This is a genomic window from Thioalkalivibrio sp. ALE11, assembly GCF_000381205.1.
In the GTDB taxonomy this organism is placed as follows: domain Bacteria; phylum Pseudomonadota; class Gammaproteobacteria; order Ectothiorhodospirales; family Ectothiorhodospiraceae; genus Thioalkalivibrio.
Genome location: NZ_KB906164.1, coordinates 271306 through 297881 on the forward strand (window position 1 = coordinate 271306; position 26576 = coordinate 297881).

17 protein-coding genes are annotated in these 26576 nt (G+C 68.1%); 5 read left to right on the forward strand and 12 right to left on the reverse strand.

What is annotated here, in order from left to right; translation table 11 throughout:
* Positions 1–6 precede the first annotated feature (6 nt).
* Entirely contained in the window at positions 7–1329 is a 1323-nt protein-coding gene (locus F620_RS0101325) for a hypothetical protein (protein ID WP_019569196.1), read from the reverse strand.
* Between the two features lie 213 nt (positions 1330–1542).
* Between F620_RS0101325 and F620_RS0101330 the strand changes: the two genes are divergently transcribed.
* Together F620_RS0101330 and F620_RS0101335 are read left to right on the forward strand one after the other, a co-directional pair.
* A complete protein-coding gene (locus F620_RS0101330) occupies positions 1543–6621 on the forward strand; it encodes a PAS domain S-box protein (RefSeq protein WP_196802033.1) in 5079 nt (1692 codons plus the stop codon).
* Positions 6618–7541 carry a diguanylate cyclase gene (locus tag F620_RS0101335; protein WP_019569198.1) on the forward strand — a complete coding sequence of 308 codons (924 nt, stop codon included), beginning with the start codon at positions 6618–6620 and terminating at the stop codon, positions 7539–7541. The genes F620_RS0101330 and F620_RS0101335 overlap by 4 nt, the downstream gene beginning before the upstream one ends.
* Here F620_RS0101335 and pmbA read toward each other — a convergent pair whose 3' ends face one another.
* From pmbA to F620_RS0101385, 10 genes are all read right to left on the reverse strand, one after another.
* A complete protein-coding gene (gene pmbA, locus F620_RS0101340; RefSeq protein ID WP_019569199.1) occupies positions 7542–8915 on the reverse strand; it encodes a metalloprotease PmbA in 1374 nt (457 codons plus the stop codon). It lies immediately after the preceding gene.
* Between the two features lie 96 nt (positions 8916–9011).
* On the reverse strand, positions 9012–9272 hold the full coding sequence (locus tag F620_RS0101345; protein ID WP_018870123.1) for a hypothetical protein: 261 nt from the start codon (positions 9270–9272) through the stop codon (positions 9012–9014).
* A 59-nt stretch (positions 9273–9331) separates the two neighbouring features.
* Positions 9332–10771, reverse strand: coding sequence for a metalloprotease TldD (gene tldD / locus F620_RS0101350; RefSeq protein ID WP_019021325.1), 1440 nt, complete (start codon positions 10769–10771; stop codon positions 9332–9334).
* A gap of 109 nt (positions 10772–10880) precedes the next feature.
* Complete coding sequence (locus F620_RS0101355; RefSeq protein ID WP_019569200.1) at positions 10881–11711, reverse strand: carbon-nitrogen hydrolase family protein; 831 nt, start codon at positions 11709–11711, stop codon at positions 10881–10883.
* Between the two features lie 35 nt (positions 11712–11746).
* Positions 11747–15589 (reverse strand): YhdP family protein, encoded by a 3843-nt coding sequence (locus tag F620_RS0101360; RefSeq protein WP_019569201.1) that lies wholly within the window; start codon positions 15587–15589, stop codon positions 11747–11749.
* Positions 15590–15661: 72 nt separating this feature from the next.
* A complete protein-coding gene (gene rng, locus F620_RS0101365; RefSeq protein ID WP_018870127.1) occupies positions 15662–17125 on the reverse strand; it encodes a ribonuclease G in 1464 nt (487 codons plus the stop codon).
* Positions 17126–17171: 46 nt separating this feature from the next.
* Positions 17172–18305 (reverse strand): AI-2E family transporter, encoded by a 1134-nt coding sequence (locus tag F620_RS0101370; protein ID WP_019569202.1) that lies wholly within the window; start codon positions 18303–18305, stop codon positions 17172–17174.
* Positions 18302–18826 (reverse strand): hypothetical protein, encoded by a 525-nt coding sequence (locus F620_RS0101375; RefSeq protein WP_019569203.1) that lies wholly within the window; start codon positions 18824–18826, stop codon positions 18302–18304. Before F620_RS0101375 ends, F620_RS0101370 begins: the two co-directional genes overlap by 4 nt.
* Positions 18823–19569, reverse strand: coding sequence for a type 1 glutamine amidotransferase (locus tag F620_RS0101380; RefSeq protein WP_018870130.1), 747 nt, complete (start codon positions 19567–19569; stop codon positions 18823–18825). The genes F620_RS0101375 and F620_RS0101380 overlap by 4 nt, the downstream gene beginning before the upstream one ends.
* 6 nt (positions 19570–19575) lie before the next feature.
* Positions 19576–20490 (reverse strand): LysR family transcriptional regulator, encoded by a 915-nt coding sequence (locus F620_RS0101385; protein WP_019569204.1) that lies wholly within the window; start codon positions 20488–20490, stop codon positions 19576–19578.
* A gap of 256 nt (positions 20491–20746) precedes the next feature.
* Between F620_RS0101385 and amt the strand changes: the two genes are divergently transcribed.
* The 3 genes from amt to F620_RS0101400 all read left to right on the forward strand — a co-directional run bounded on the left by amt (position 20747) and on the right by F620_RS0101400 (position 26193).
* Positions 20747–23671, forward strand: a complete 2925-nt coding sequence (amt, locus tag F620_RS14645; RefSeq protein WP_019569205.1) for an ammonium transporter — start codon at positions 20747–20749, stop codon at positions 23669–23671.
* A 125-nt stretch (positions 23672–23796) separates the two neighbouring features.
* Positions 23797–25503 carry a bifunctional diguanylate cyclase/phosphodiesterase gene (locus F620_RS0101395; protein ID WP_019569206.1) on the forward strand — a complete coding sequence of 569 codons (1707 nt, stop codon included), beginning with the start codon at positions 23797–23799 and terminating at the stop codon, positions 25501–25503.
* Between the two features lie 117 nt (positions 25504–25620).
* Positions 25621–26193, forward strand: a complete 573-nt coding sequence (locus F620_RS0101400) for a hypothetical protein (protein WP_019569207.1) — start codon at positions 25621–25623, stop codon at positions 26191–26193.
* A gap of 36 nt (positions 26194–26229) precedes the next feature.
* Here F620_RS0101400 and F620_RS0101405 read toward each other — a convergent pair whose 3' ends face one another.
* Positions 26230–26520: a hypothetical protein gene (locus F620_RS0101405; protein ID WP_018871131.1), complete on the reverse strand. Its 291-nt coding sequence runs from the start codon at positions 26518–26520 to the stop codon at positions 26230–26232.
* Positions 26521–26576: the final 56 nt, after the last annotated feature.

Below are 26576 nucleotides of genomic sequence, written 5' to 3' on the forward strand. Positions count from 1 at the left end.
GCCGTCTCAATCCCCGCGACGCGTCATCCGCACCTCATGTTCGTGCGGATAGCGCGCCGCATGGAAGCGGCCCTCCCAGGTGTCCGCATCCAGGCGTTCGAGTTCCAGGTGGTAACTCTCCTGCCGGTCCGGGGTTGGGTTCCACACCAGTTCCACGCGGTCCCCGTCTGCGGCAAGCTCCACCGAATCCAGATCACCGCTGGCCCCGTCCAGCCCGGGCCCGCGGGCATTGCCCATCAGGAAATCGCCCTGCGCACGGGTCTCGCCGCGGCCATGGAACACGCTGAAATACGCCAGCGGCACGTCACCCTCGACCAGCGCCGCACGCCACGAACCCTGCAGTGCACCGGCGGGCTGGCCGCCCTTGCCGGCGTCGGCATCCCGCCCGTCCTTCCCGGCGTCGTCCGGGTCGTCCGGGGCGGCATCCGGGGCGTCAGCTTCCTCCAGCCACGGCGGGGGCGGACGCCGATCCACCGCCCAGGCGGTGCGGACCTGTGCGTCCGGCCCGACGCTCAGGCGCTGCCAGATCGCCTCCAGCTCGTGGTCCATCAGGTCACCGTCGCGCAGCAGGATATCCACGCCGCCCGGCTCCTCCAGCCCGACCTCCACCACCGCCTCGGCGAAGGGCTCGGCGAAGCCGACGCTCTCGCGGGCCTCCAGCTGTCCCGGCCGGGTATCCAGCAGGGACCCCAGCAGGAATGCCGGGTCCGGACCGACTTCCGGCGTTGAGGGCAGCGATGGCGGGACGAAATCCCACAGCTCCTCGCCGTTGTCACGCCACTGCGTGACCCGGTCACCCAGCGGTTCGGGATCGGTACAGGCCTGCTCGAGGCAGCGGGCCTGTTCGATGGCCGATGCGTCCAGGCTCCGGCGCGAGGCCGCGACCACGTGACCCGGAAACCCCTGGATCGGGCTCATCACCATGCGCCAGGAGACCCCGTCCCACGCCCCGCCGTCGTTACCGTCGCCGGCCTCCTCGTCCGAAGGTTCAAAACGGTCGATCTGCACGAAATGCAGATCCCGCATCCGCCCGGGCGGACTACCCTCCATCCACTCGAAGCCCGCCTGCATCCGGTAACGCGCCGGTTCCGCCGGGCCCTCGTGGCCCTCCAGCAGCAGGACGGGCACGGTCCACGGCCCGGCCCGTTCGAACGGCCGCACCGATTCGCGCTGCTCCGGCGGCAGCCGCTCTCGCAACAGGTCCGGTATCTCTCCGCTCTCGACCCGGCAATACCCTTCCGCTGCGACGAAATCACGTGCAGCCTCGCCCATGTCCTGCGGCGGTGCGGCCACCGCGCCCCCCGCCGCCAGTCCGACGAACGCGGCCACGATCCCCGCGCGCCGTACGGGTCCGCGCTGTCTCCGGGTTGAATCCTGCATGTTTCTCCCCTCCCTTCAGGTGATGCCGGTTCATACTGCCGGAACCGTATCGCCGACGCCCCCCATGATCGGAGAGGAACCAACCACCACGAGCGGGCTCTCGCAACCGCCCCCGGAATGCGCGAGACTTTCATTACATACAGGCAGTGCGTGTACCCCGGAATGGCGACCCCTCCCCTTAGTGACGGCAGTTCTGCGCAGGTCTCGACCGTGGGCGAGGAGCGGTTCCGCACACTGTTCGAGCTCTATCCCGATGCCACGCTGCTGATCGATCCGGAGAGCGGCCTGCCGGTACAGTTCAACCGGCTGGCCCACGAGCAACTCGGCTACACTGCCGAGGAGTTCGCCGGCCTGCGTATCGGCGATTACGAGGCGCAGGAGACACCGGAGGAAACCGAGGCGCACATCCGGACCATCCTTGAGCAGGGGCAGGACGATTTCGAGACGCGGCACCGTTGCAAGGACGGCACAGTCATCGATGTTCGCGTCTCGGTGGTCCTGCTGCCGTTCGAGGAGCGGACCCTCTTCCTGGCCGTGTTCCGCAACATCACCGCTGAAAAGCTGGTCAACACCGCGCTGGAGCGCAGCCGCGAGCGCCTGGCCCTGGCCACGGAATCAGCCGGCCTGGGGATCTGGGACTACGACATGGCCAGCGGCCACCTGGAATGGGACGACGGCATGTTCCGCCTCTACGGCATCGACCCCGCCGAGTTCGGGAATGCCTTCGAGGACTGGGCCGGGACACTGACCCCGGATTCCCGGGATACGGCCGTGGCCGCCTTCCGGGCCGCCGTTGAATCCGACGCACCATTCGACCTCCGGATCACCATTCGCCGCGCCGATGACGGGACCATACGCACCCTGCACGGTCAGGCCCAGGTCATCCGGGACAGTGCCGGCCGGGCCATGCGGGTCGTGGGCGTCAACCGCGACATCAGCGAGGAGGAGGCCAACCGCCAGCGGCTCGCCGCCGAGGAAACGAAATTCCGTGGCCTGTTCGAGCTCTCGCCGGTCGGCATCGCCATGAACGACTTCGCCACCGGTGAATTCCTCGATTTCAATGCCGCCATTAATGAGCCCGCCGGCTATACGCGCGAAGAATTCCTGCAGCTGAGTTACTTCGAGGTTACTCCCGAAGAATACATGGCCGACGAACAGGCCATGCTCGAATCGATGCAGCGCACCGGCCGCTACGGGCCGTTCCAGAAGGAGTACATCCGCAAGGACGGTTCACGCTATCCGGTCCTGCTCCACGGCTTCAGGACCACGACGCCGGACGGGCGCGAGGTGATCTGGTCGATCATCCAGGACATCTCCGATATCGAACGGACCCGCCAGGAACTGGAAGATGCACGCAACCAGTTTGCCTCGCTGGTGGAGAACATCCCCGGGATCACCTTCCGCTGCCTGTACGATGACGCCTGGACCATGCTCTTCATGAGCCGGGCGGCCGACCCGCTGACGGGTTATGACGCAGCGGAGCTGATCAATAACACCGTCGTCTCGTACGCACAGCTGATCCACCCCGACGATGCCGAACGGGTCGCGCAGACCATCGCGGAGGCGATCGCCGACGACCGGCCGTGGGAGACCCTGTACCGGATCCGGCATCGCGACGGCTCCATTCGCTGGGCCCAGGAACGGGGCATCGCCGTGCGTGACGAACAGGGCGGGGTCGCCTGGCTGGACGGTTTCATCCTCGACATCACCGAACAGAAGCAGGCCGAGGCCCGCGCCGCCGAGATCGAGTCGACAACGCGTCGGCACCGGACAGCCGTGGACGCCATCGCCCATACCATTGCCGCGGAGGACGATGTCGGGGCGATCCTGGAGACCACCTGCCGCAGTCTGGGCGAGGCCCTGGGTGCCGACCGGGCGCTGGTCTACGACATCGATTTCGAACGCGAGCTGGTCACCGGCCGGGAGGAATGGCTCAATCCCGAACGGCCTGCCATCACGCCGTCGATCGGCACCTACCCGCTGGCAGTATTCGGCAACGGCTTGCGCGAGATGCGTAACCGCCAGGGCTGGATGAACAGTCATGCAGACGCGCCCCACCCGAGCCTGGTTGCGGACGGCGCGACCGGCATCCTGCACGACGAAATGGGTATCGGAACCCTGCTGTGGTATCCGTTCGGTTTTCGCCAGAGCGGTTTCCATCTGCTGGTCCTCAACTGGCTGGACCGTCAGCCGGAACCGGACGAGCAGCAACTCGGTTTTCTCGCCTCGGTTGCCGGTCTGGTCGAACTGGCCCGGAACAAGATCCGCCTGCTGGAAGAACAGCAGCATGCGCAAGAACAGTACGAGGTCCTGTTCCGCGAGCTGCAGGACGGCTTCGCTCTGCACGAGATCATCTGCGACGACGACGGGAACCCGGTGGATTACCGTTATCTCGCGGTCAACCCCGCATTCGAGCAACTCACCGGACTGAAAGCCGAAACGACGGTCGGCCGGCGTGTGCGCGAAATCCTTCCCGGGGTCGAATCACACTGGATCGAAAACTTCGGACGCGTCGCACTGACCGGGGAGAACTGCAGCATCGAGGATTATGCCGCCGAGCTTGGGCGGTACTTTTCCACCACGGCCTTCCAGCCGGAGCCCGGACGTTTCGCCTGTCTGATCCGCGACGTCACCGACCGCCGGAATGCGGAACAGGCCCTGCGCGAATCCAGGGAGCGCTTCGCCGGCATATTCGAGCAGACCGGCAGCGGGGTGGCGGTCTACCGCCCGGTGGACGACGGCGAGGACTTCGTGTTCATCGACTACAACCCGGCGGCGGCGCAGATAGACCGGACCACACGCGACGCGGTCCTCGGCCGTCGCCTCACCGCGTGTTTTCCCGGCGCCCGCGAGATGGGGCTGCTGCAGGCCTTTCAGCGAGTGGCCCGGACCGGTGAGCCGGAACAGCTGCCGGTTTCCGAGTACAGCGACGATCGCATTGCCGGCTGGCGCGAGAACCGCATCTTTCGCCTCTCCTCCGGCGAAGTGGTCGCGGTTTACGACGACCTCACCGATGTCAAACGGGCACAACAGGAATCCGAGCGGGCGCGTGAACACGCCGAGCAGGCAAGCCAGGCCAAGAGCCAGTTCCTGGCCAACATGAGCCACGAGATCCGCACGCCGATGAACGCGGTCATCGGCCTGAGCCAGCTGCTGGAACAGACCGAGCTGGACGCGAAGCAGCGCGATCAGGTGCACAAGATCCAGCAATCCTCGCGGATGCTGCTCGGCCTCATCAACGACATCCTCGACTTCTCCAAGATCGAGGCCGGCCAGCTGGAGCTGGAAGCGCGCGACTTCAGACTCGGCGAGGTGGTCGAGCAGATGGCGACGCTGTTCGGCGAGAAGGCCCACTCCGGGGAACTGGAGCTGCTCTACGACATCCAGCCCGACCTGCCGCGCGCCCTGGTTGGCGACGACCTGCGCCTGTCCCAGGTGCTCGGCAACCTGCTCGCCAATGCGACCAAGTTCACCGAGCGCGGCGGGACGGTGGAGCTCGGGATCCGTGCGGCCGGGCCGGTGACGGATGCTCAGGCCAGCCTGCGCTTTTTTGTACGCGACACCGGTATTGGCATGAGCGAGGAGCAGCTCGCCCGGCTGTTCCGCCCCTTCAGCCAGGCCGACACCTCCACCACCCGCAAGTATGGCGGCACCGGCCTGGGACTGGTGATCACCCGACGCCTGGTGGAGGCCATGGGCGGCGAGCTGGAGGTGGAGTCGGTCCCCGACGAGGGCAGCACCTTCGCCTTTACCCTGACCCTGCCGCTGGGCCAGGACCGACAGGCGATTGTCGAGTGCCCCGAGACCACGGGCCGCCGGGTGCTGGTCGTCGACGATCAGGCCAGCGCCCGTCAGATGATGCGCGAACTCCTGCACCACTGCCATTACCTCACCGAGGAGGCCGACAGTGGCGAGACCGCCGTGGAGCAGGTGGTGGCGGCGGAACGCCGCGGCGAGCCGTTCGACTTCATCCTGATGGACTGGATGATGCCGGGCGGCATGAATGGCAGCGAGACCTGCGAAGCCCTCGAGCGCCTGCGCCAGCGCGGCGAACTGAAGCAGACGCGGCCCCCGATCCTGATGGTCAGTGCCTACGCCCGGGATGAAATCACCCTGCCTGAAGGGCTGACCACCGACTACCTGGCCAAGCCGATCACCGCCTCATCACTCTACGATGCCCTGGTGCGGGCAGAAGGTGGCGGCCCCCCTGATCGTGCTCCGCAGGCAGCCCGGGTGCCGAAGCTGGGCGGCCATCGAGTGCTGCTGGTGGAAGATAACGAGATCAACCAGGAAGTGGCCAGAGAGCTTCTTGAAAAAACTGGCGCCCGCGTAACCACAGCCGACAACGGCGCCGAGGCGGTCGAGGCCGTGCGCGCGGAGAAGCCCGATCTGGTACTGATGGATCTGCAGATGCCCGTAACGGACGGTTTCGATGCAACCCGGAGCCTGCGGGCCGATGGCTACACGGGCCCCGTTCTGGCCCTCTCGGCGGCGGTCATGGAAGAAGACCGCCAACGCGCGCGGGATGCCGGGGTCAACGGACACCTCGGCAAACCCGTCGACAGCACCGAACTCTACGCCGCACTCGCGACCCATCTCGACGCATCCACAACGGAGCCCACGCCCGGCGCAGAAGAGGAAGACTCTTCCTCCCCTGCTCTTCCCGCCACGCTGCCGGGCTTCGACCCGGCAAGGGGCCTGCGGCATTTCGGCGGCGATGCAGTCCTTTACTCCCGGCAGCTGCACAACTTCCGGGACCGACTGGTCTCTGATTACGAGCCGCTGATCGACCACCTGCGCGCCTCGCGGGACGACGAGGCGCACCGGCTCGCGCACAACCTGAAGGGGGTCGCCGGTACCCTCGCCGCCACGACCCTGCAGTCCCTGGCCGAACAGATCGACCGCCTGATCAAGGACGGCGACCCGGTGTCCGCCGGGCTCATACATCGGCTGGAAACCGCATTCCGGGAAGCCGCGCAATCGCTCGCAGACCTTCCCGACATTGCACAAGACAATGCGGCTGGTTCGATGCACGCGGTCGCCACCCTGCGCCAGCAACTGGAAGCCAGCGAACTGATCGAAGAGGAAACCCTGCGCGCGGCCCTGGCATGGCTGCGGGGTCGCGGTCTGGACTGCGAGAGACTGGAAGCGCAGGTACAAGGCATGGCATTCGATGAGGCCCTGCAAACCCTGGACGAGCTGACATCCGGGCAGGGGCCTGATCAAGGAAACATTACATGAACCACGATGAACCGAAGCCGACCCTGCTGCTGGTCGACGACGAACCGACCAACATCCAGGCGCTGGGACACCTTCTGAAGGACGATTACCGCATTCGGGTTGCGAACAACGGCGAGAAGGCCCTGGCGCTGGCCGCAGAGGGTGCCCCGGAACGCCCCGACCTGATCCTGCTGGACATCCAGATGCCCGGCATCGACGGCTACGAGGTCTGTCGTCGCCTGAAGGAAGACCCGCACACCAGCAACATCGCCGTCATCTTCGTCTCGGCACTCGACGACGCGCGCGACGAAGAGCACGGATTGAACCTGGGCGCCGTGGACTACATCGCCCGGCCGTTCAGCCCGGCAATCGTCCGCGCCCGAGTCAACACGCACGTGAAGCTCAAGCGCAGGACCGACCTGCTGGAACAGTACGCAATGCTCGACGGCCTCACCGGCATTCCCAATCGTCGCTATTTCGACGAGCACCTGGACCGGGAGACCCGCCGCAGTCAGCGCGACGGGGAACCCCTGTCACTGATCATGCTCGACATCGACCACTTCAAGGGCTTCAACGACCATTACGGGCACGGGGCCGGGGATCGCTGCCTGCAGAAAGTCGCTGAAACACTTGCGCGGACGCTGAACCGGCCCGGGGACACCCTGTGCCGTTATGGCGGCGAGGAATTCGTGGCCCTGCTCCCCGGGACGCCGACATCCGGTGCGCTGGAGGTCGCCGAGAAACTGAGGAACGCGGTTGAGGAGCTGGCCCTTCCGCATGAACATTCCAGCGCGGGCCCGGTGGTCACCGTAAGTCTGGGTGCGGCGACGTTCGACCCCGCCGGGGACCCCGGAGCCGACATGGAGTCGTTGCTCGCAAGGGCCGACGCGGCCCTGTACCGGGCGAAGAAAGCCGGACGCAACCGCTGCTGCGGGGGCTGATTATTCCCCGGCGACGGTCATCGACTCGATCAGGATCGAGCCGGTGCGGATGTTCCCGCGGTAGTCGACGTCGGAACCGGTAGCGACGATGGCGCGGAACATGTCCCTGAGGTTGCCGGCGATGGTGATCTCCTCCACCGGATGGACGATCTCGCCGTTTTCCACCCAGAACCCGGCCGCACCGCGCGAGTAGTCGCCGGTCACCGGATTCACGCCCTGACCGATCAGCTCGGTCACCAGCAGCCCGGTGCCCATCTCGCGCAGCATGCCCGGGGCGTCCAGCGTCCCCGGGCGCACCGTCACGTTGCGCGCGCCGCCGGCGTTGCCGGTGGTCTCGCGGCCGAGGCGCCGGGCGGCGTAGCTGTCGAGGGTGTAGCTGCGCAGCACGCCGCGGTCCACCAGCGGCCGGTTGCGGGTCTGCACGCCCTCGCCGTCGAACGGCGCGCTGCCCAGCCCGCGCGGGGTCAGCGGGCGCTCCTCGATGCGCATCCATTCGGGGAAGATGCGTTCGTCCAGGGCGTTCAGCAGGAACGAGCTCTCGCGGAACTGGGCCGGGCCGGAGATCGCGCGGGTGAAGCTGCCGATCAGGGTGCGCGCCATCTCCGGGGCGAACAGCACCGGGCAGCTGCGGGTGGAGAGCTTTTCCCCGCCCAGCCGGCTCACGGTGCGCTCCGCCGCCTCGCGTCCGATGTCCTCGGGGATGCCCAGATCGGCGGCGCGGCGGCTGACGCTGTAGGCGTAATCGCGCTGCATGCCGTCATCGCCGCGCGCCACCAGGGCGCAGGACAGCGAATGGCGGGTGCTGCGATAGCCGCCCATGAAGCCCTGGGTGTCGCCGAGGAACGCCATCGCGCGGCGGGTATTCACCGAGGCGCCTTCGGAGTTCTCGATGCGCGACTCGGCGTCGAACCCGGCCTGTTCGGTGCGCTGCGCCAGCTCGCTGGCCTGCGCGATGGACAGCTCCCAGGGGTGATCCAGGTCCAGATCTTCCCAGTCCACTGCCTTGAAGGCGATCGACGGCATGCCGGCATACGGATCCGGCTCGGTATAGCGGGCGATGCGGCAGGCCGCCTCGACGGTGTCGAGCAGGGCCTGCTCGCTGAAATCGGTGGTCGATGCCGCGCCCTTGGACTGGCCGAAATGCGCGATCAGCGACAGGTTCTGGTCGCGTTCGTGCTCCAGGGTCTCGATCTCGCCCTTGCGCACCCCCAGGTCCAGACCCACGCTGTGGCTGACGACCACCTGGGCATCGGTGGCCCCCTGCTTCTTTGCCTCCTCCAGCGCCTGCTGCACGCGGGCGCGCAGGGATTCGGGGCTGTGCGACAGCGCCTGGGCGGCGGCTTCGGGGGTCTCGACTGCGGGACGTTGACTCATGCGGATTCCGGTCGGTTGTTCGATGGGGGAGACAAAAAACCACGGGTCCGCACCCGCCCCACCAAGGGCGGGCACGGACCCCGTGTCGAGGACGGACTAGACGCGCGCGCCGTGCTTGTGGACCGCGCCCACGTTGCCCCAGCGTTCGAGGTCATCCACGTGCACGCCGACCCAGTACAGCATGCCCACGCTGTCACGGGTCCAGCCGCCGATCAGCTCCTGGCCCTCGCCCAGATTGACGTGGCGGGCGAATTCCTCGGCCTTGTCGCGGGCCCGGAACACGTGCCACTGCACCACCTTGTCGTGGCCGTGGCCTTCCGGGAGGGAGCGTTCCTGTTCCAGAAAATCGGTATTCATGCGGCTCTCCTTTTCTTGCTCGCCAGATCCGGTCCGGTGACGCCCCGGACGCTGCCGGGTCATGCCGCCTGGGTACCGCCCACCGTCATGCCGTCGATGCGCAGCGTGGGCTGGCCCACGCCAACCGGCACGCCCTGCCCCTCCTTGCCGCAGGTACCCACGCCGGGGTCGAGCTGCATGTCGTTGCCGACCATCGACACGCGGGTCAGGACATCCGGACCGTTACCGATCAGGGTCGCACCCTTCACCGGCCGCGTCACCTTTCCGTTCTCTATGAGATAGGCCTCCGAGGCCGAAAACACAAACTTCCCGGAGGTGATGTCCACCTGACCGCCGCCGAAATTGACCGCATACAGGCCGTCTTCCACCGAACCGATGATCTCTTCGGGATCGGCGGAACCGCCCAGCATGTAGGTGTTGGTCATGCGCGGCATGGGCAGATGGGCGTAGGACTCGCGCCGACCGTTGCCGGTGGTCTGCGTGCCGCTCAGACGCGCGTTGAGCTCGTCCTGCATGTAGCCGCGCAGGATGCCGTCCTCGATCAGCACGGTTTCCTCGGTGGGGTTGCCCTCGTCATCCACATTGAGCGAGCCGCGGCGCCCGGCCAGCGTGCCGTCGTCGACGATGGTGATGCCCTCGGCCGCGACCCGTTCGCCAATGCGTCCGGCGAAGGCGGAGGTGCCCTTGCGGTTGAAGTCGCCTTCCAGGCCGTGGCCGATCGCCTCGTGCAGCAGCACGCCGGGCCAGCCCGGACCGAGGACCACTTTCATGCTGCCGGCCGGGGCATCCACCGCCTCGAGGTTCACCAGCGCCTGACGCACCGCCTCGCGCGCATGCGCAGCGGCCTGACCGTTCTCGATCAACTGGCGATAACCGAAGCGGCCGCCGCCGCCGGAGCTGCCCGATTCGCGGCGTCCGCCCTGCTCGACAATCACCTGGACGTTCAGGCGCACCAGCGGGCGCACGTCGGTGGTCAGCTCGCCGCGCGCGTTGAGCACCATCACCACCTCGCGCGAGCCGGCCAGCGAGCACATCACCTGGGTCACGCGCGGATCGGCGGCGCGGGCCTCGGCGTCGACCTCCTTGAGCAGGTCGATCTTCTCCTGCTCGCCCAGGGAGTCGATGGGGTTGTCGGGCACGTAAAGCTCGCGCGAGGGCGTGCGCCCCTGCACCGCCATGCCGCCGCTCTGGCCCGCTCGGGCGATGCTGCGCGCGGTGCCCGCCGCCTCCAGCAGAGCGGGCATCGCGAGATCGTCGGAATACGCGAAGCCGGTCTGTTCGCCGCGCACTACGCGAATGCCGGCGCCGCGCTCGATGTTGAAGCTCGCCGACTTGACGATCCCGTCCTCCAGCGACCAGCCCTCCTGGCAGGCGAACTGGAAATAGCAGTCACCGCCGTCGATGCCCTGGCCGAAGGTCGTTCCGACCAGGCGGGAGAGTTCGGACTCGCCGAGACCGGCGGGATCCAGCAGGGTCTGTCGGGCCAGGTTGTCGATCATGCATCCCTCGATTGGGTCGTTTTCGTCAGTATGATGCTTGGGGCCCGGGCAACGCTTTCAAGCCCGCGAGCCGCGGGGGCTCTCGCACCCCGCACGCGCTCCGGCAGGCTCACTCCGGAATGGCACAGCCCAGACGCCGATGCGAGACGGTCGGGAACACGGTCCGCATGCGTTCCACCTCGCGGCCGTCGATCTCCCCCAGCAGGACCCCGGGGTTGCGCCCCAGCTCCCCCAGTACGCGGCCCCAGGGGTCAATCACCGCGCTGTGCCCCCAGGTCTCGCGACCGTTCACGTGGAAACCGCCCTGGGCCGCGGCCACCACGTACATCTGGTTTTCCACCGCGCGGGCCCGCAGCAGCACCTCCCAGTGGGCCTGGCCGGTCTGCGCCGTAAACGCCGATGGCAGAGCGAGCCATTCCGCGCCCTGGTCCAGCAGCGCGCGGAACAGCTCGGGGAAACGCAGGTCGTAGCAGATCGCCAGTCCCAGGCGACCGGCGGGGGTGTCCACCGTCACCACCTCATCACCGGGCTGGTACACCCGCGACTCGGTATAGGCCTCGTTGTTGTCAGGCAGGTGCACGTCGAACAGGTGGATCTTGTCGTAGCGCGCCACCACCTCACCCTGTTCGTCGTACACCAGGCACGCCGAGCGCACGCGCCTGCCGTCCGGCGCCCGCAGCGGTAGCGTGCCCCCGACGATCCAGACCCCCAGGGCGCGCGCCTGTTCGGCCAGGAAACGCTGCAGCGGGCCCTGACCATCGGGGGCCTCGGCGATGTCGAGGACATCGGTCTCCTGCATCCCCATGAAGGCAAAGTTCTCCGGCAGCACCAGTACGCGGGCGCCCTGCTCCGCCGCCTCGGCCATGCGCCGGCGGGCATCCGCCAGATTGGCCTGCGGCTGGGTCCCGGATGCCATCTGAATGGCGGCCACCGGTGTCATGCGCGCTCCTTGTCGGGATTTCGATTCATCAGTGTTCAGTCCTCTGCCGGTTCCACCCGGGTTTCCACCCGCGGCCGCTCCCACGGCCCGGTCACGCGATACTCCACCCGGGCCGCCTCTTCCATTTGATCGCCGATACCCAGCACGCGTTCGAGCAGCAGCACTGCGGCTCCGGTTACCGGGCCGCCCAGCAGGGCCCCCGCGATCGGCAGTGCCGTACGCAGTCGCGGTACGACCACGATTTCCTGGTCGTATTCGCGTGCCACGAGGTTGGTGTCGCCCCGCACCCGGATCGCCGCGGAGGCGGTCTCCAGACCGAGCTCCGGCACATGCAGCACGCCGTCCGCCAGCCGGGCATTGCCCTGCAGTTCGCTGAAGGCCAGGCCCTCGACGAACAGGTCGCGGAAGTCCAGACGCAGCCGCTGCGGCAGCAGGTCGAGGCTCACCAGACCCAGCAGCCGCCCGGCGCCGGGCTCGACATCGGCGAGCTCGCCATCGCTCAGGGTCAGTTCCATGGTTCCCTGCAGGCGCGCCAGGCTCGGCCGGAACAGAGCGCCGGGCCATTCCAGCTGCACCTCGGCGGTCCCCTCGCCGCCACGCAGGGCGCGGGTCAGCCCGCTGGAATCCAGCCCCTGCCCCCAGTCATCGCCCTCCAGATCGAGTTCCAGGCGACTCCGGCCTCGCCCCCCGGCATCCACATGCCAGCCGCCGCGGCCGGCCGCACGGATCCCCGGCTCGGGACTGCGCAGCACCAGGTCCCGCAGGGCCAGACCGTCGGCATCGGGGATCAGGTCACCACGGATGTCGGCAAAACGGTAATCGCCCAGACGCAGACTGTCGAGGGCAAGCCGCACCGACGGCCAGTTGCGCGGATCGCTCACCCCCTCCGCTGCCGGAGTCTCTTCGGGGGGCGAATCGGCGTCCGGTCCGCCCGGTTCCAGCTCGGGCAGGTGCACCTGTTCCAGCTCCAGCTGCAGGTGATCCCGCCGGTCGCTCAGACCATAGCGCCAGCCCAGGGTCCCCGCGAGCCATTCGGAGCGGCTTTCCACCTGCCAGCCACCGGGGTCGCGTACCGCGCGCAGTCGGGTCGCGGGCACACTCAGGTCATCCCAGTGCAGGGCCTCGTCCACACGCAGGACCACGCGATTCAGCGGCACGCCGGTGACCGCTTCCTCCGGGGCGTCGGTGCCGGGGCCGGCCACCTGCACGTTGCCCGTCCAGGGCGCCGCCTGCAGGGCCCGCGCCCAGGCCTCCGCGTCGAGCTCGGCAAAATGCCCTTCGACCACGGCGCCCTGCGAGGGCAGGCCGGGCGGATCGCCGGCGGCTCGCCCCAGGCCCAGCGCCAGCGCCTGCAGCGCCGGCCGCTGTTCGTCCTGCGGCAGCAGGCGCAGCCGCGCGTGCAGGACATCGCCCAGACTCAGCTCCCCCACCGCCGGCCGCCGGTTGTCCAGCGGCAGCGAGACGGTCAGATCGCGTCGCTGATCCTCCGCCTTGCCCAGCGGGTCGGGCCAGTCGATGGCCACGCCCTCCAGATCCGAACGCAGATCCAGGCGCATCCCGTCCATCCCGCCCCCCAGGCTCAGTTCCGCGTCCCAGTGGGCGCGGCCACTGGCATGGGCCGCCAGTTCCGGGATCCCCTCCAGCCAGGGCTCGAGCGGCTGCGGACCACGCAGCCCCAGCCGGACGCGTTCGCCGTCCAGCGGCCAGTCGATGTCCAGGGCCACCCGTTCGCCGTGCACCCCTGCCTCCAGCCCCTCGGCATGCACCCGGTCCGCGGTATCGAAACGGATCTCGCCGCGCAATCCGTCCAGTGCGACCGGCCATTGCGGCACGTTCAGGTCCAGCCCCTGCGGCCGCAGCCGACCGGCCACCCGCAGGTCATCCATGCGATCGCTGTCCAGCGGCAGCAGGAGCTGCAGGTCCAGACCGCCCGGGCCGGCGGCCTCGGCCCCGTCGCGCAGCTCCGCCAGCTCGTCGCCCAGCCCGGCCCGGCGCAGGTATGCGAGCAGATCGGCCGCATTGCTGTCGGCCGACGCATCCAGTTCGAGATCGGGCTCGCCGGTCATGTCAGTCACGGTGACATCGCCGCGCGTGATGCGGGTGTCGAGGATACGGCCCCGCGCACCCTCGGTGCGGAAGGCCTCGTTGCGAAACCACAGACGCCCCGCCAGTTCCTCCGCCGGCGGCCAGTCCTCCTGATAGTCCAGCACTCCGTCCTCAATGTCGGCCCACAGATCGAACACCCCCTGGTGGTCCGCAAACGGGAATTCGAGCGGGCGCCCCCGGTAGGCCATGCCCCCGCCGGTCCCCCGACCGTCGACGATGCTGCGCGCCAGCCATTGATAGGTGGTCGCCGGGAGATAGCGCTCGGGCAGATAGCGAGCGGCGTAGGCCCCGTCGGCATGATGAATGTCCATCGCCATGGCCAGCAGCGGCCCCTGTTCGTGACCATCCAGGCGCAGTTCGCCGCGCAGTGAGGCAGCCCCCTGCTCGGCCCGGACCTCCAGCCCCTCCCCGGCCACGGTCCAGTCGTCCGGCGCATGCCGTCGTGCATGCAGCTCGCCGCGCAGACGATCCAGCCACAGGATCTCGTCCCCCAGCAACCGCGGGAACTCCGCACGCAGGTGTTCGCCATCGAACGTGGCGCCGGCCTCGTCGGTCTCCGCGTCCCACCATGCACGCAGATCCAGGCCGCGCACCCCCGGCCAGTCGCCATCGGTGCGCAGACTGAACGAGCGCAGATCGAGCTCCGCTTCGCGGATCCGCAGACGGTCGTCGTCGCGCCGCGCCACCAGCGTGCCCTCCGCCAGGCGGCCGCGCGGACGCAGGCGCGCCACAGGGTCCGCCAGGGCGGGCGCCGCATGATCCAGCAAAGGCTTGAACGGGGCATAGACGTCGGCATCCAGCCCGCGCGCGGCCAGTTCCAGCCGGTCCACCACGGCGCCGTGCGCCCCCGTCTCCAGGCGATAGCGCATGCGCAGGTCGCCGGAGCCGGGCCGCGTGCCGGTCCAGGCGGAGCGGTGCCAGGCATCGTCCACGTGCCAGTCGAAGCGATGTCCGAGTTCGCGCTCGCGCGCGTCCTCGTCGCCGTTCAGCCGGGTGGTATGGAACCCGCGCAGGCGGGTGAGGCGACCGTCTTCCAGGTCACCCCAGATCCGCGCCCCGCTGGTGCCGTCGATCGCCGGCAGGCCGAGATACGCCAGCCAGGGTGCCCAGTGAGCGATCTCCAGGCTCTGGCCCTCGAGGAAGAACCGGGCATCGCGGGCGGCGGACGCCGGGATCCGCACGCCCAGTTCGAAGCTTCCGGCGGCCTCCGGGTCCAGGGCGCCCGCCAGCCGCAGCAGACCGTCGCCATCCGCGGCGCTGCGAAAACTCAGACGTTCCAGCCGGGCGGCCGACGTAATACCGGAAACACGATCGTCCCACACCAGCGAGATCGCCTCGCCATCGAACTCCGGCCAGGCCTCCAGCGCATGTTCCAGTACCGCGCCCTCGCCGGTGCCCATGGTGTGACCGTGGAAGGTGACCCGCCCGTCCGCCTGGCGGACCAGACGGGCCTCCATGCCGATGACCTGCAGCCGCAGGCGGGGCGCCCACGCGCGCAACGACGCCACCGGATCCAGGGTGGCCCCGACCCGTTCGACCTCCAGGGGCTCGGCATCGCCGTCGACCATCTGCACCCCGCGCACTACCAGCTCGGGGGTCCAGCCGCGCCAGCCCAGCTCCACCGACTCGGCCCGCACCTGCATGCCGGAGGTTTCGGAAGCGGCCGTTTCCAGGCGTTCGTGCAACCCGTCCCAGTGCGGCAGGAACAGCCGCAGGCCCAGCAGCACGAGCATCAGCAGCAGGATCACGACCAGCAGCGCAGGCACCAGCACCCGAGCGATCGTGCGCAGCCTGTTCCGGGCGTACCCGGTTCGCTCCGCTGCATTCACGCTGGACGACCTCCCTCAGACAAACACCACGTCGAACTGCTCCTGGGTATAGAGGGTTTCGACCTGGAAACGGATGGGGATGCCGACGAAGCTCTGCAGCTCCGCCAGGCTCGCCGACTCCTCGTCCAGCAGCAGGTCGATCACGCTCTGCGAGGCCAGCACCCGCAGCTCGCGGGCATCGTACTGGCGCACCTCCCGCAGGATCTCGCGAAACAGTTCGTAACACACGGTTTCGGCCGTCTTGAGATAGCCCCGGCCACCACAGGTGGGACAGGGCTCACACAACTGGTGTTCAAGGCTGTCGCGGGTGCGCTTGCGGGTCATCTCCACCAGCCCCAGCGGCGACACGTCGCAGATCTGGGTCTTCACGTGGTCGCGCTCCAGCGCCTTCTCCAGCGCGCGGATCACCTGGCGCTTGTGCTCGTCATCCTGCATGTCGATGAAATCGATGATGATGATCCCGCCGAGATTGCGCAGGCGCAGCTGGCGACCGATGGCCTGGGCCGCCTCCAGGTTGGTCTTGAAGATGGTCTCCTCAAGCTTGCGGTGGCCGACGAAGCCGCCGGTGTTGATGTCCACCGTGGTCATCGCCTCGGTCTGGTCGAAGATCAGGTAGCCGCCGGATTTCAGCTCGACCTTGCGCTCCAGCGCGCGCTGGATCTCCTCGTCGATGTTGAACAGATCGAAGATCGGCCGCTCGCCGGGGTAGTGCTCGATGCGTTCGGTCAGCTCCGGCAGATAGCGCCGGGAGAAATCGACGATCTTCTGGTAGGTCTCGCGCGAGTCGATTCGGACCCGTTCCAGATCCACCCCGACCATGTCACGCAGGATGCGCTGCACCAGCGGCAGGTCGGCGTACACCTCGGTCCCGGCCGGCGCGCTGCGCGCGGCTTCCTGCAGGCTGTCCCAGATCTTCTTCAGGAACGCGGTATCGGTGCGGAGGGCCTCGTGGTCCGCCAGCTCCGCTGCGGTGCGCACAATGAAGCCGTGCTGCGGGGCCAGCTCGTCTCGCAGGGCCTCCACCTGTTCGCGCAGGCGGGCACGCATGGCATCGTCCTCGATCCGCGTGCTGACCCCGACGTTGTTCTGGTTGGGCATCAACACCAGGTGACGGGCCGGCACGGTGATGTAGGTCGTCAGGCGCGCGCCCTTGGAACCCATCGGGTCCTTGGTCACCTGCACCAGCAGCTCCTGCCCTTCGTGCAGCAGATCGCGGATCCCTTCGCTTCCCCGCCCCTCGTCCTCGTTGCGCGAGATGACGTCCGAGGCATGCAGAAAGGCGGTGCGGTCGCGACCGATCTCGACGAACGCGGCATCCATCCCCGGCAGCACGCGCACCACGCGCCCCTTGTAGATGTTGCCGACGATGCCCCGCTGACGCGCGCGCTCGATGTGCAGTTCGGTCAGCACGCCGTTCTCGACCAGGGCTACACGGCTCTCCTGGGGCGTGACGTTCATCAGCAGTTCGGTTCCGGTCATGCGGGATCTTTGGTCGGCGTGTACGAAAAAGGAACGCGACTCCGCCTCAGGCGGAGTCGCGCGCGGGGGTCGCTGCGGCAGGATCCGCGTCCCCGTCGGACGGCGGCGGATCGCCCGGCGGCGATCCGGGTGGCAGGGACCGCGGCCAGGACTTGATCACCGCATGCACCAGGGTGGCCAGCGGGATGGCGAAGAACACGCCCCACAGGCCCCAGATCCCGCCGAAGATGAACACCGAGGCGATGATCGCCACCGGATGCAGGTTGACCACCTCGGAGAACAGCAGCGGCACCAGCACGTTGCCGTCGAGGAACTGGATCACGCCATAGGCCACCAGCACCCAGGCGAACTCGGAACTGAGGCCGAACTGGAAATATGCCACCGCCGCCACGGGGATGGTCACGACCGCGGCACCGATGTAGGGGATGATCACGGAGATGCCGACCATGAACGACAGCAGCACCGCGTATTCCAGCTGGAACCAGTTGAAGGTGGCGAAACTGACCACCCAGACGATCAGGATCTCGATGAACTTGCCGCGCACGTAGCTGGCGATCTTCACGTTCACCTCGCCCCAGACCTCGCTGGCCAGATGCGTATCGCGCGGCATGAACCCCCGGATCCAGCCGAGGATCTGGTCGCGGTCCTTGAGCATGAAGAACACCATCAGCGGGACCACGATCAGGTAGATCACCACATCCACCAGATGGCGCGCGGAGGCCAGCGAGAACGTCACCACCTGCTGTCCCAGCTGGGTGGCCTCGGCGCGGATCGCGCCCATCAGCTCGAACACCTGCTCGTCGGTGATCAGCTGGGGGTAGCGCTCCGGCAGCTGCAGCAGCAGTTTCTGCCCCTCGGAGATCATGCCCGGCAGTTCGCGCACCAGCTGGGTCACCTGCTGCGACATCAGCGGCACCACGCTGAACAGCGCGGCCACGGTCGCCAGCAACGCGCCCAGCAGCACCAGCACCACCGCGATGATGCGCGGCACATGCAGACGCTGCAGCTTGGATACCGCTCCCTCCAGCAGGTAGGCAATGATCACGCTGGCCAGCAGCGGCGCCAGGATGCGCCCGGCGAACACGATCACCAGGAACCCGGCCAGCAACAGCATGGCCAGGATCACCACCTGCGGATCCGTGAAGTGCCGCCGGTACCACTGGCGGAGCATGTCGATCATGACGTCGGGCTGTCCTTGTCGTTGCCGCCGCGATGCGGGTCCTCGGCCTGCACCCTGGCCTGATAGTGCGACCAGAATACCGTTTCCAGTTCGTCGATGACCTCGCTGGCCTCGCGCCCCTGCATCACGTGCTGGGCCATCAGCGAAGAGGCCTCGTTGAGCAGCTTGCCGCGGTCCAGCATGTAATAGGTGGCGGTCAGTCGACGCATCGCCTTGATCACCGACTCGCCCTCCGGCCGCGGGATGGGCTCGGGTTCCGGCACGCCGGCGGGTTCGGAGGCAGCGGCAGGGTCAACGCCCTCCTCGCCCGCCCCGGCACCATCACCGGCACCGTCACCCTGGGCCTCGAGAAAACGCGCGAACTTCAGCAGGCTCACCCGATCCGCCTCGGACAGGCGCGCGGCCACCTCGGCGATTGCCTCGGTGGTCGCGTCACGCCGCCGCCCGCCCTGGCCTCCGGCCAGGACCTGCCCGAGGTCCCCGGGCAGGCCGGCGCCCGTCGAGCCCTTCGGCGGGATCATCCATCACCCTCGATCTGCAGACTGAACACGGGCATCTTGCGCCGCTCCTGCATCAGCGACAGCTGCTTGACCAGAGCAACGAGCAGTTCGTCGGTGACCTGCTGCATCTGGTTCCATTCCATGCGCGCCTCGCCGAGCAGTTCGCCCATGTTCGGCGGCGGATTGTGGTCGCCCTCCATCAGGATATCCTCGAGCATCCCGGGTTTGGCCTCCGGACGGAACAGCATGCCATAGGTCAGCTCGTCGGGCCGCACCATCAGCCACTGGCCATCGTCATCCACCATGATCGGTTCCAGCCCTTCGGGCAGCTCCACCGAGCCGTGGTGCAGCTGCAGCACGCGGTGGCCGTCCACCGCCTCGGCCACCGGGTCACCCTCGCCGGCCGCGGTCTTGTGGGCGGTGGTGAAGCGCGCCACGTAGGGCGGCTCCTCGCTGGCCGTACCTCCGGCCTGCTCGGCCACCAGCAGTCCGCCCATGCCAAGACCGACCACCGGGCGCTGCGAGCGGCGGAAGATGTCGATCAGGGACAGTTCGTCCGGGACCTGCGGGTTGTTCTCGCGGTCCGCCGTGGGCCAGGCCCCGCCCAGCAGCCACAGGCCGTCGAACTGGGCCGCCGAGCCGGGCAGGTCCTGCCCGACGAAGGGGCGGTAGTAGGAGAATCCGATGTCGCGTTTTTCGAGCTGGGCCTCGATCAGGGCCAGGAACTCGGAATAGGTGTGCTGTACTACGCAGTAGTTCTTCATCGCACTTTATCCTTGTTTGGGCATGTCGGGACCGGGCCGGCAGTAGTCCTGCAGGAACTGCTTGAGCACCTCCAGCGTCGGCACCCGGAATTTCTGTCGCGCGTGGACCAGCGAGATCGGCCGTTCCAGCGCGGGGTCGAGCGGGATCGCCGCCAGTTCGCCCAGGGCCAGTTCCTTGGCCACCACGGCCTCGGACAGCACCGAGACCCCCATGCCGGCGGCCACGGCCCCCTTGATGGCCTCGGGGCTGCCCAGTTCCATGCAGCCGCGCAGGGCGTTGCGGTCGTACCCGGCCTGCCCAAGGTACTCCATGATGACCTCGCGGGTCCCGGAACCCTCCTCACGGCATATGAATGGCGCGTCGACGAAGTCCTCGACCCCGACCTGCGCACGCCCCGCCAGCGGATGATCCGGCGGCACCACCAGCCGCAGGCGGTCGCCAAAGCAGGCCTGCACCTCCAGATTGCGTTGTCCGACCGAGGCCTCGACGATCCCGAGGTCCACGCTGCCCTCCTCGACCATGCCGACCACGGTGACGGTATTGCCCACCCGCAGGCGGATGCCGATCTCCGGATGCGCACGGCGGAACGCGCCCAGCAGGGAGGGCAGCATGTATTCCGCCACCGTGGTGCTGGCGCCGATCACCAGCGCCCCGGCCGCCCCCTTCAGCTCGCGCAGGGCGGCCTCCATCTCGCTGTAAGTATCGAAGATGCGCTCGGCATAGCGGCGCACCAGTTCGCCCGCCTCGGTCAGCGCCACCCGATTGTGGTTGCGGTCGAACAGCCGGGCGTCCAGCTGCTCCTCCAGCTGACGGATCTGGAAGGTCACCGCCGGCTGGGTCATGTGCAGGCTCTCCGCCGCCCGGGTAAAGGACAGCTGCCGCGCCACGGTCAGAAATACCTGCAAGCGTCGATCGGCCATCGACTCCGCTCCTCCACGCTCCGTCGGGAGCACCGTTTCAGGGAACACGCAACCACCGCGCACCAGGACAAGGCAGGGATGCACCGGGGTTACGCACGGAAACCGGCACCCGCCCCCCTCCGGTGCACACCCGTCAGGCCATGCAATGCGCCTTCGGGCGGCACATTACCCGCCGCCACGGTCCCGATCATGATAACCCGCACCATTGGCCTGCGATTTGCTCCATGGGCCCTGTCCGCCATCGGAGTACCGCCCCGTGCAACCGCAAGAAGCCGTCGACCTGCTCTGGATCCTCATCTGCGCCGCCCTGGTATTCCTCATGCAGGGAGGCTTTACCGCGCTGGAAGCGGGCATGACCCGCACCAAGAACAGCATCAACGTGGCCACCAAGAACCTGGCCGATTTTACCGTGGCGGCACTCATGTTCTGGGGCTTCGGCTTCGCCCTGATGTTCGGCGGCAGCATGGGCGGCTGGGTCGGCAGCGAACACTTCTTCATGCAGTGGGATGGCCACTCCCCCGACTTTGTCGCCTTTTTCATCTTCCAGACCATGTTCTGCGTCACGGCGGCCACCATCATCTCCGGGGCCACGGCAGAACGCACCCGCTTCATGGGCTACATCGCCATCACCCTGGTCGTGGCCGGGCTCATCTATCCCCTGTTCGGCCACTGGAGCTGGCACGACGCGGGCTGGCTGACCAGTCTGGGGTTCGTGGACTTTGCCGGTTCCACCGTGGTGCACAGCATCGGCGGCTGGGTGGCCCTGGCGGCCCTGCTGATCATCGGTCCCCGGCGGGGGCGCTTCGACGACCAGGGCCGCCCGGTTCACATCCCCGGCAGCAATCTGTCCCTGTCGGTACTCGGCACGCTGTTCCTCTGGATCGGCTGGTTCGGGTTCAATGGCGGCAGCACCTTCGCCCTCAACGAGGACGTCCCCGGCATCATTGCCAACACCCTGGTGGCGGGCGCCGCCGGTGGCGCGGGGGCGCTGCTGCTGACCTGGTGGCGATTCCGCAGCCACGACATCACCACCCTGATCAACGGGGCGCTGGCCGGGCTGGTAGGCATCACCGCCGGCGCCCATGCGGTGAACGCGGCCGAGGCGGTGGTCATCGGCGCGATCGCCGGAGCGGTCATGGTGGGTGCCCGCCATCTGCTGCTGAAATGGCACATTGACGACGCCATCGGCGCCGTCCCGGTTCACCTGGCCGCAGGTATCTGGGGGACCCTGGCGGTGGCCCTGTTCGGTGATCCGGTGCAACTGGCGACCGGACTCGGCTTCTGGTCGCAACTGGGGGTCCAGGCCCTGGGGGTCGCGGCCGCCGGTCTCTGGGCCTTCGGCCTGGGTTATCTCCTGCTCCGCCTGATCAATCGCCATACCCCGCTGCGAGTCTCCCCCGACGACGAGGATCAGGGATTGAACGTCTCGGAACATGACGAGCGCAACGAGCTGGTCACCCTGCTGGACGCCATGGCCGACCAGGCCCGCTCCCGGGACCTCTCCCGCCGGGTTCCGGTGGAACCCTTCACCGAGATCGGGCAGATCGCGCGGCTGTACAACCGGGTCATGGACAGTCTGGAAAAGGCCGTACGCCGCACCGAGACCATCGTGCAAACCGCCCGCGACGCCATTCTGACGGTACGCAGCGACACGCTGGAGGTACTGAGCGCCAACCCGGCCGCCGCCCGGCTGTTCGGGTACGGCGAACGGCGTTTCCAGGGGATGCCCGTCAATGCGCTGCTGGGCGCGGGAGGTGGCGCGCAGGCGGTGGTGGACGGGCTCAGGGACCGGGGCTGGCAGGAGGTGCGCGGTCTGGCCTCGGACGGCACTCCCCTGACCCTGGAAGCCAGCGTGACGCGCTCGGGCGGGAGAGACGAGGCCTTCTACACCCTCAGCTTCCACGACATCAGTGCACGCAAACGGGCCGAGGCGGCACTGCGCGAAGCCAAGGAGGCCGCCGAAGAGGCCAACCATGCCAAGAGCGCCTTTCTGGCCAACATGAGCCACGAACTGCGCACCCCCCTGAACGCCATCATCGGCTACAGCGAGATGCTCATGGAAGATCTGGAGGACCTGCTGGAAGACGATCGCGCTGAAGCTCCTAAGGAGGATCTGCAGCGGATTCATAACTCCGGCACCCACCTGCTGGAACTGATTGGCAGCATCCTGGACCTGTCCAAGATCGAAGCGGGCAAGATGGAGCTTTATCTGGAGTCCTTCGACGTGCGCGACCAGATCCGCGCGGTCGGGGACGTGGTCAGGCCGCTGGTCACACGAAACGGCAGCGAGCTGGTGCTGGACTGCCCGGAAGACATCGGGCTGCTGCACGCCGACCAGACCAAGACCCGCCAGGTGCTGTTCAACCTGCTCTCCAACGCCGCCAAATTCACCGAGCAGGGCCGGATCACCCTGCAGGTGGAGGACGTGGACAACGATGACGGGCTCTGGATCCGGTTTCGCGTCCGCGATACCGGCATCGGCATGACCGAGGAAGAAAAAGGCAAGCTGTTTCAGCCCTTTTCCCAGGCCGATGCCTCCACCACCCGCAAATACGGGGGCACGGGCCTGGGCCTGACCATCTGCCGCCACTTCGTCGACATGATGGGGGGCCAGATCACCCTCGAGAGCACCCCTGGCGCGGGTTCCTGTTTCACCGTGACCCTGCCCCGGGATGTGTCCACTCAGCGAGCGGAGCAGACCCTGGTCGACATGGGCGAGCCGGAAACCACCAGCGAAACCGATCGCCGGGTGCTGGTGGTGGACGACGACCCCATGGCCCGGGATCTGATTCGCCGTTTCCTGGAACGCGAGGGTTTTCGTCCCGTGGTCGCCCGCGACGGGGAGGAAGCCCTCAGGCTGGCCGTCCGCCTGCGTCCCCGGGCAATCACCCTGGATGTGATGATGCCGGGCATGGATGGCTGGGAGGTACTGCGCCAGCTCAAGGCCGCGCCGGAAACCGCGGATATCCCCGTGGTGATGCTGACCATGGTGGATGAACCGGAACTGGGCAACGTACTGGGAGCGGCCGACTTCCTGACCAAACCCATTGCCCGCCAGGAACTCGCCACGGCGCTGGCTCCCTATCAGGACCGACAGGTGCAGGAGACCGTCTGGCTGCCCAAAGGGGGGCAGCCGCTGGACGAGGCCATGCGAGAACTGCTGGGTCGCCTCCCGCAGTAACGGCCTCGACCGCAGGCGCGCCAGAATGGGGCAGGGCCGATGGGCTATGCTCGAACCCCGCACGGACGTGGCCGTGCACCGGGGGGAGCGTCCGCGCGCCCCGCAATCACCGGCCGGGGAGTTCCATGGACATCCATCGCCTGCTCGAATCCCGCTGGCGCCCCGAACCCTGGCAGGAGATCGCCGGGTTCCGGCGCGTGGCGGCGCTGCTGCTGATCCTGATCCAGATGGGGGCGGTGGTCGCGCTGGTACTGCGCACCGGCGGCACCGCCACGGCCTATCTCAATTTCATCCTGATCCCGATCCTCGCCGGTGCGGCGGTCTTCGGCCCGCGCGGAGGCGCGATCCTGGGCCTGCTGGCGGGTCTGGCCCTGGGGCCGTTCATGCCCATGGACACCACCACCGGGCAGATGCAGCCCCTGCTCAACTGGGCCACGCGTACGGGGCTGTACGTGTTCCTGGGCGGCGCCACCGGCTGGATGTTCGCCCAGCTGCACGGCCATGCCCGCCAGCTGGTGAACCAGGCCCTCACCAACCCGGTCACCGGACTGCCCAACCGTCAGGCACTGGAGAACGACCTGCGCGAACGGCTCGCGGCTGACGAAACCGAGCCGGAGTCGGGATCCGTCACCCGGGTCGCCAGCCTGCGCATGGACAACTACGAGGACACCATCAGCGCGCTGGGCCTGGAGGCCGAACGCCCCCTGCTGCGGGCGATGGCGGAACGCCTGCAGATCTCGGCCCGGGCGGGCCGCGGCCGGCTCTACCACATCCACGACGACCACTTCGTACTGGTGCTGGAGGGCAACGGCGAGCCGCCCTGCCAGGCCATCACCAGACAGGCAGTGGAACGCCTGCAGGCCCCGTTCGAACTGCACGGCATCCCGGTCTACCTGGGTGCCCACGCCGGGGTCTCCACCTTCCCCGACGGCCAGGACGACGACCCCGCGCGCCTGCTGACCCGGGCATGGATGGCGATGCACGAGGCGCGCACCAGCGGGCAGGCCTGCCGCCAGTGGAGCCCGCGCCAGGACGAGCGTTCACGGCGCACCGTGGCGCGCCTGGGCGAGCTGCAGGAGGCCCTCGGGCGCGACCAGCTGCACCTGTGGTACCAGCCCAAGACCGATCCCGCCGACGGCCGGCTGCTGGGAGTGGAAGGCCTGCTGCGCTGGGAACACCCGCGGCACGGGCTCATCCCGCCCGACGAGTTCATCCCCCAGGCCGAACAGACCGGCCTGATCCATCCACTGACCCGAGAGCTGCTGGAATGCGCGGCGGCCGACACCCGGCGACTGCGCGAGGCCGGCATCGACATCGCGGTCAGCGTGAACGTGTCGGCACGCAACTTCATCGATCCCGAGTTTGCGGAGCACGTCCTCGCGATCATCGAGCGCGCCGGCCTGCAACCCGGCGACCTGGAGCTGGAGTTCACCGAAAGTGCCGTGATGGCCAACCCGGAAGAGGTCGTAACCGCGCTGGACCACCTCGAGGCTGCGGGGGTCGCCCTGGCGATCGATGATTTCGGCACCGGGCAGGCCTCGCTGGCCTACCTGCGCCGCCTGCCGGTGCATTCACTGAAGATCGACCAGGCCTTCGTGCGGGAGATGGCGCGCCAGCGGGTGGATGGCCAGATCACCCGCGCGGCCATCGGTCTGGGACACGACCTCGGGCTGCAGGTGGTGGCCGAGGGCGTGGAGGACGAAGGGACCCTGAGCGAGCTGCACCAGCTGGGCTGCGATGCGGTTCAGGGCTATGGCATCGCCCGGCCAATGCCGCTGGAGGAGCTGATCCGCTGGGCCCGTACGGACTGCGCGGTGCAGCCCGCAACATGAGGCCAGCCCCGGATCCACATCCGGTTCCTCGGGGGCGTCCGCAAGGGCGACAGGCAAAGTCCCCGCGCGAGGCGCCCACAATCGCTTCCAGCCCCGGAGTTCCCTAGACTGCGCCGCATGAGCAAGGCCTGGAAGAAACTCGATCTGGAAGGCGGCGGGCTGCAGGCGGTCAACGCCCGGCTGGCCAGTACCATGCGCTCGCGTCCGGCGGCCTACGCCGCATGGCTGCTGTTCCCTGTCGGCGGGCACCGTTTCTATCTCCACGAACCCGTCGGTGCGGTGGCGTTCATCGCCGGCAGCGCGGCCACCGCCGCCCTCGCCGTATTCGCACCCGGACTCTGGTGGCTGCTCCCGGCGGCACCGGTCGCCGCGCTGGCGGCCTTCGATCTGATATGGATCGACCGCCGCGTAACGCGCTACAACAAGGAACTGCGGATGCGGGCCTTCCTGCGCAAGGGCAACCGTCCGCCGCAGGACTATCGCGGACGCTACACCTCCGACGAGGACGCCCGGCGCGAGCTGCAGGAATACCAGGAGCTCAAGGAAGGCGAACGCCCGGGCCAGCCGGGCCCCGCCGGTGCCAACGACCGGGATCGCGATGCCGGGGGGAAACGCCGCATGCCCAGCTTCAACGAACAGGAGGCGATGCTGCGGCAGATGCGGCAGCGCCGTCAGGACGACGAGGACTGACCGGCCGCCCCGGCGTCCCCGTCGCAAGCGCCCGGCTCAGTCGTCGCCGGGGCGCCACACGCCGCTGGCTTCCTGCGGCGCAGCGGGCTGCTGCTGCTTCTGGCCTTCCACGTCGTCGAACACCGATTCGGTGAAGGCGGCGAGCTGCTTGAGGTAATCCTTGCGTTCATCCACCGACTCGGGCATCTGCGCCAGCAGAAAGCCGGTGATCGCACTCAGATACTGCACGGCCACCAGCGGCTGCTGGGCACGCGGGTCGGCCTCGGCCAGCACGCCCTGGACCTTCTGGATCAGTTCACCGGACAGCTGCAGGGTTTCGTCGCTCATGTAGCGGTCTCCGTTCGCGCTCTGAAGTTTTCGTAAGATTCGCGGCGGGCACCCTA

What these genes read in the sequence shown, in the direction of transcription:
- F620_RS0101375 (WP_019569203.1), bottom strand. Translation starts at nt 18,826, where the DNA reads ATGATCCCGCCGAAGGGCTCGACGGGCGCCGGCCTGCCCGGGGACCTC.
- F620_RS0101345 (WP_018870123.1), bottom strand. Translation starts at nt 9,272, where the DNA reads ATGAATACCGATTTTCTGGAACAGGAACGCTCCCTCCCGGAAGGCCAC.
- F620_RS0101405 (WP_018871131.1), bottom strand. Translation starts at nt 26,520, where the DNA reads ATGAGCGACGAAACCCTGCAGCTGTCCGGTGAACTGATCCAGAAGGTC.
- rng (WP_018870127.1), bottom strand. Translation starts at nt 17,125, where the DNA reads ATGACCGGAACCGAACTGCTGATGAACGTCACGCCCCAGGAGAGCCGT.
- F620_RS0101385 (WP_019569204.1), bottom strand. Translation starts at nt 20,490, where the DNA reads ATGGCCGATCGACGCTTGCAGGTATTTCTGACCGTGGCGCGGCAGCTG.
- tldD (WP_019021325.1), bottom strand. Translation starts at nt 10,771, where the DNA reads ATGATCGACAACCTGGCCCGACAGACCCTGCTGGATCCCGCCGGTCTC.
- F620_RS0101355 (WP_019569200.1), bottom strand. Translation starts at nt 11,711, where the DNA reads ATGACACCGGTGGCCGCCATTCAGATGGCATCCGGGACCCAGCCGCAG.
- F620_RS0101380 (WP_018870130.1), bottom strand. Translation starts at nt 19,569, where the DNA reads ATGAAGAACTACTGCGTAGTACAGCACACCTATTCCGAGTTCCTGGCC.
- F620_RS0101335 (WP_019569198.1), top strand. Translation starts at nt 6,618, where the DNA reads ATGAACCACGATGAACCGAAGCCGACCCTGCTGCTGGTCGACGACGAA.
- pmbA (WP_019569199.1), bottom strand. Translation starts at nt 8,915, where the DNA reads ATGAGTCAACGTCCCGCAGTCGAGACCCCCGAAGCCGCCGCCCAGGCG.
- F620_RS0101400 (WP_019569207.1), top strand. Translation starts at nt 25,621, where the DNA reads ATGAGCAAGGCCTGGAAGAAACTCGATCTGGAAGGCGGCGGGCTGCAG.
- F620_RS0101330 (WP_196802033.1), top strand. Translation starts at nt 1,543, where the DNA reads ATGGCGACCCCTCCCCTTAGTGACGGCAGTTCTGCGCAGGTCTCGACC.
- F620_RS0101370 (WP_019569202.1), bottom strand. Translation starts at nt 18,305, where the DNA reads ATGATCGACATGCTCCGCCAGTGGTACCGGCGGCACTTCACGGATCCG.
- F620_RS0101395 (WP_019569206.1), top strand. Translation starts at nt 23,797, where the DNA reads ATGGACATCCATCGCCTGCTCGAATCCCGCTGGCGCCCCGAACCCTGG.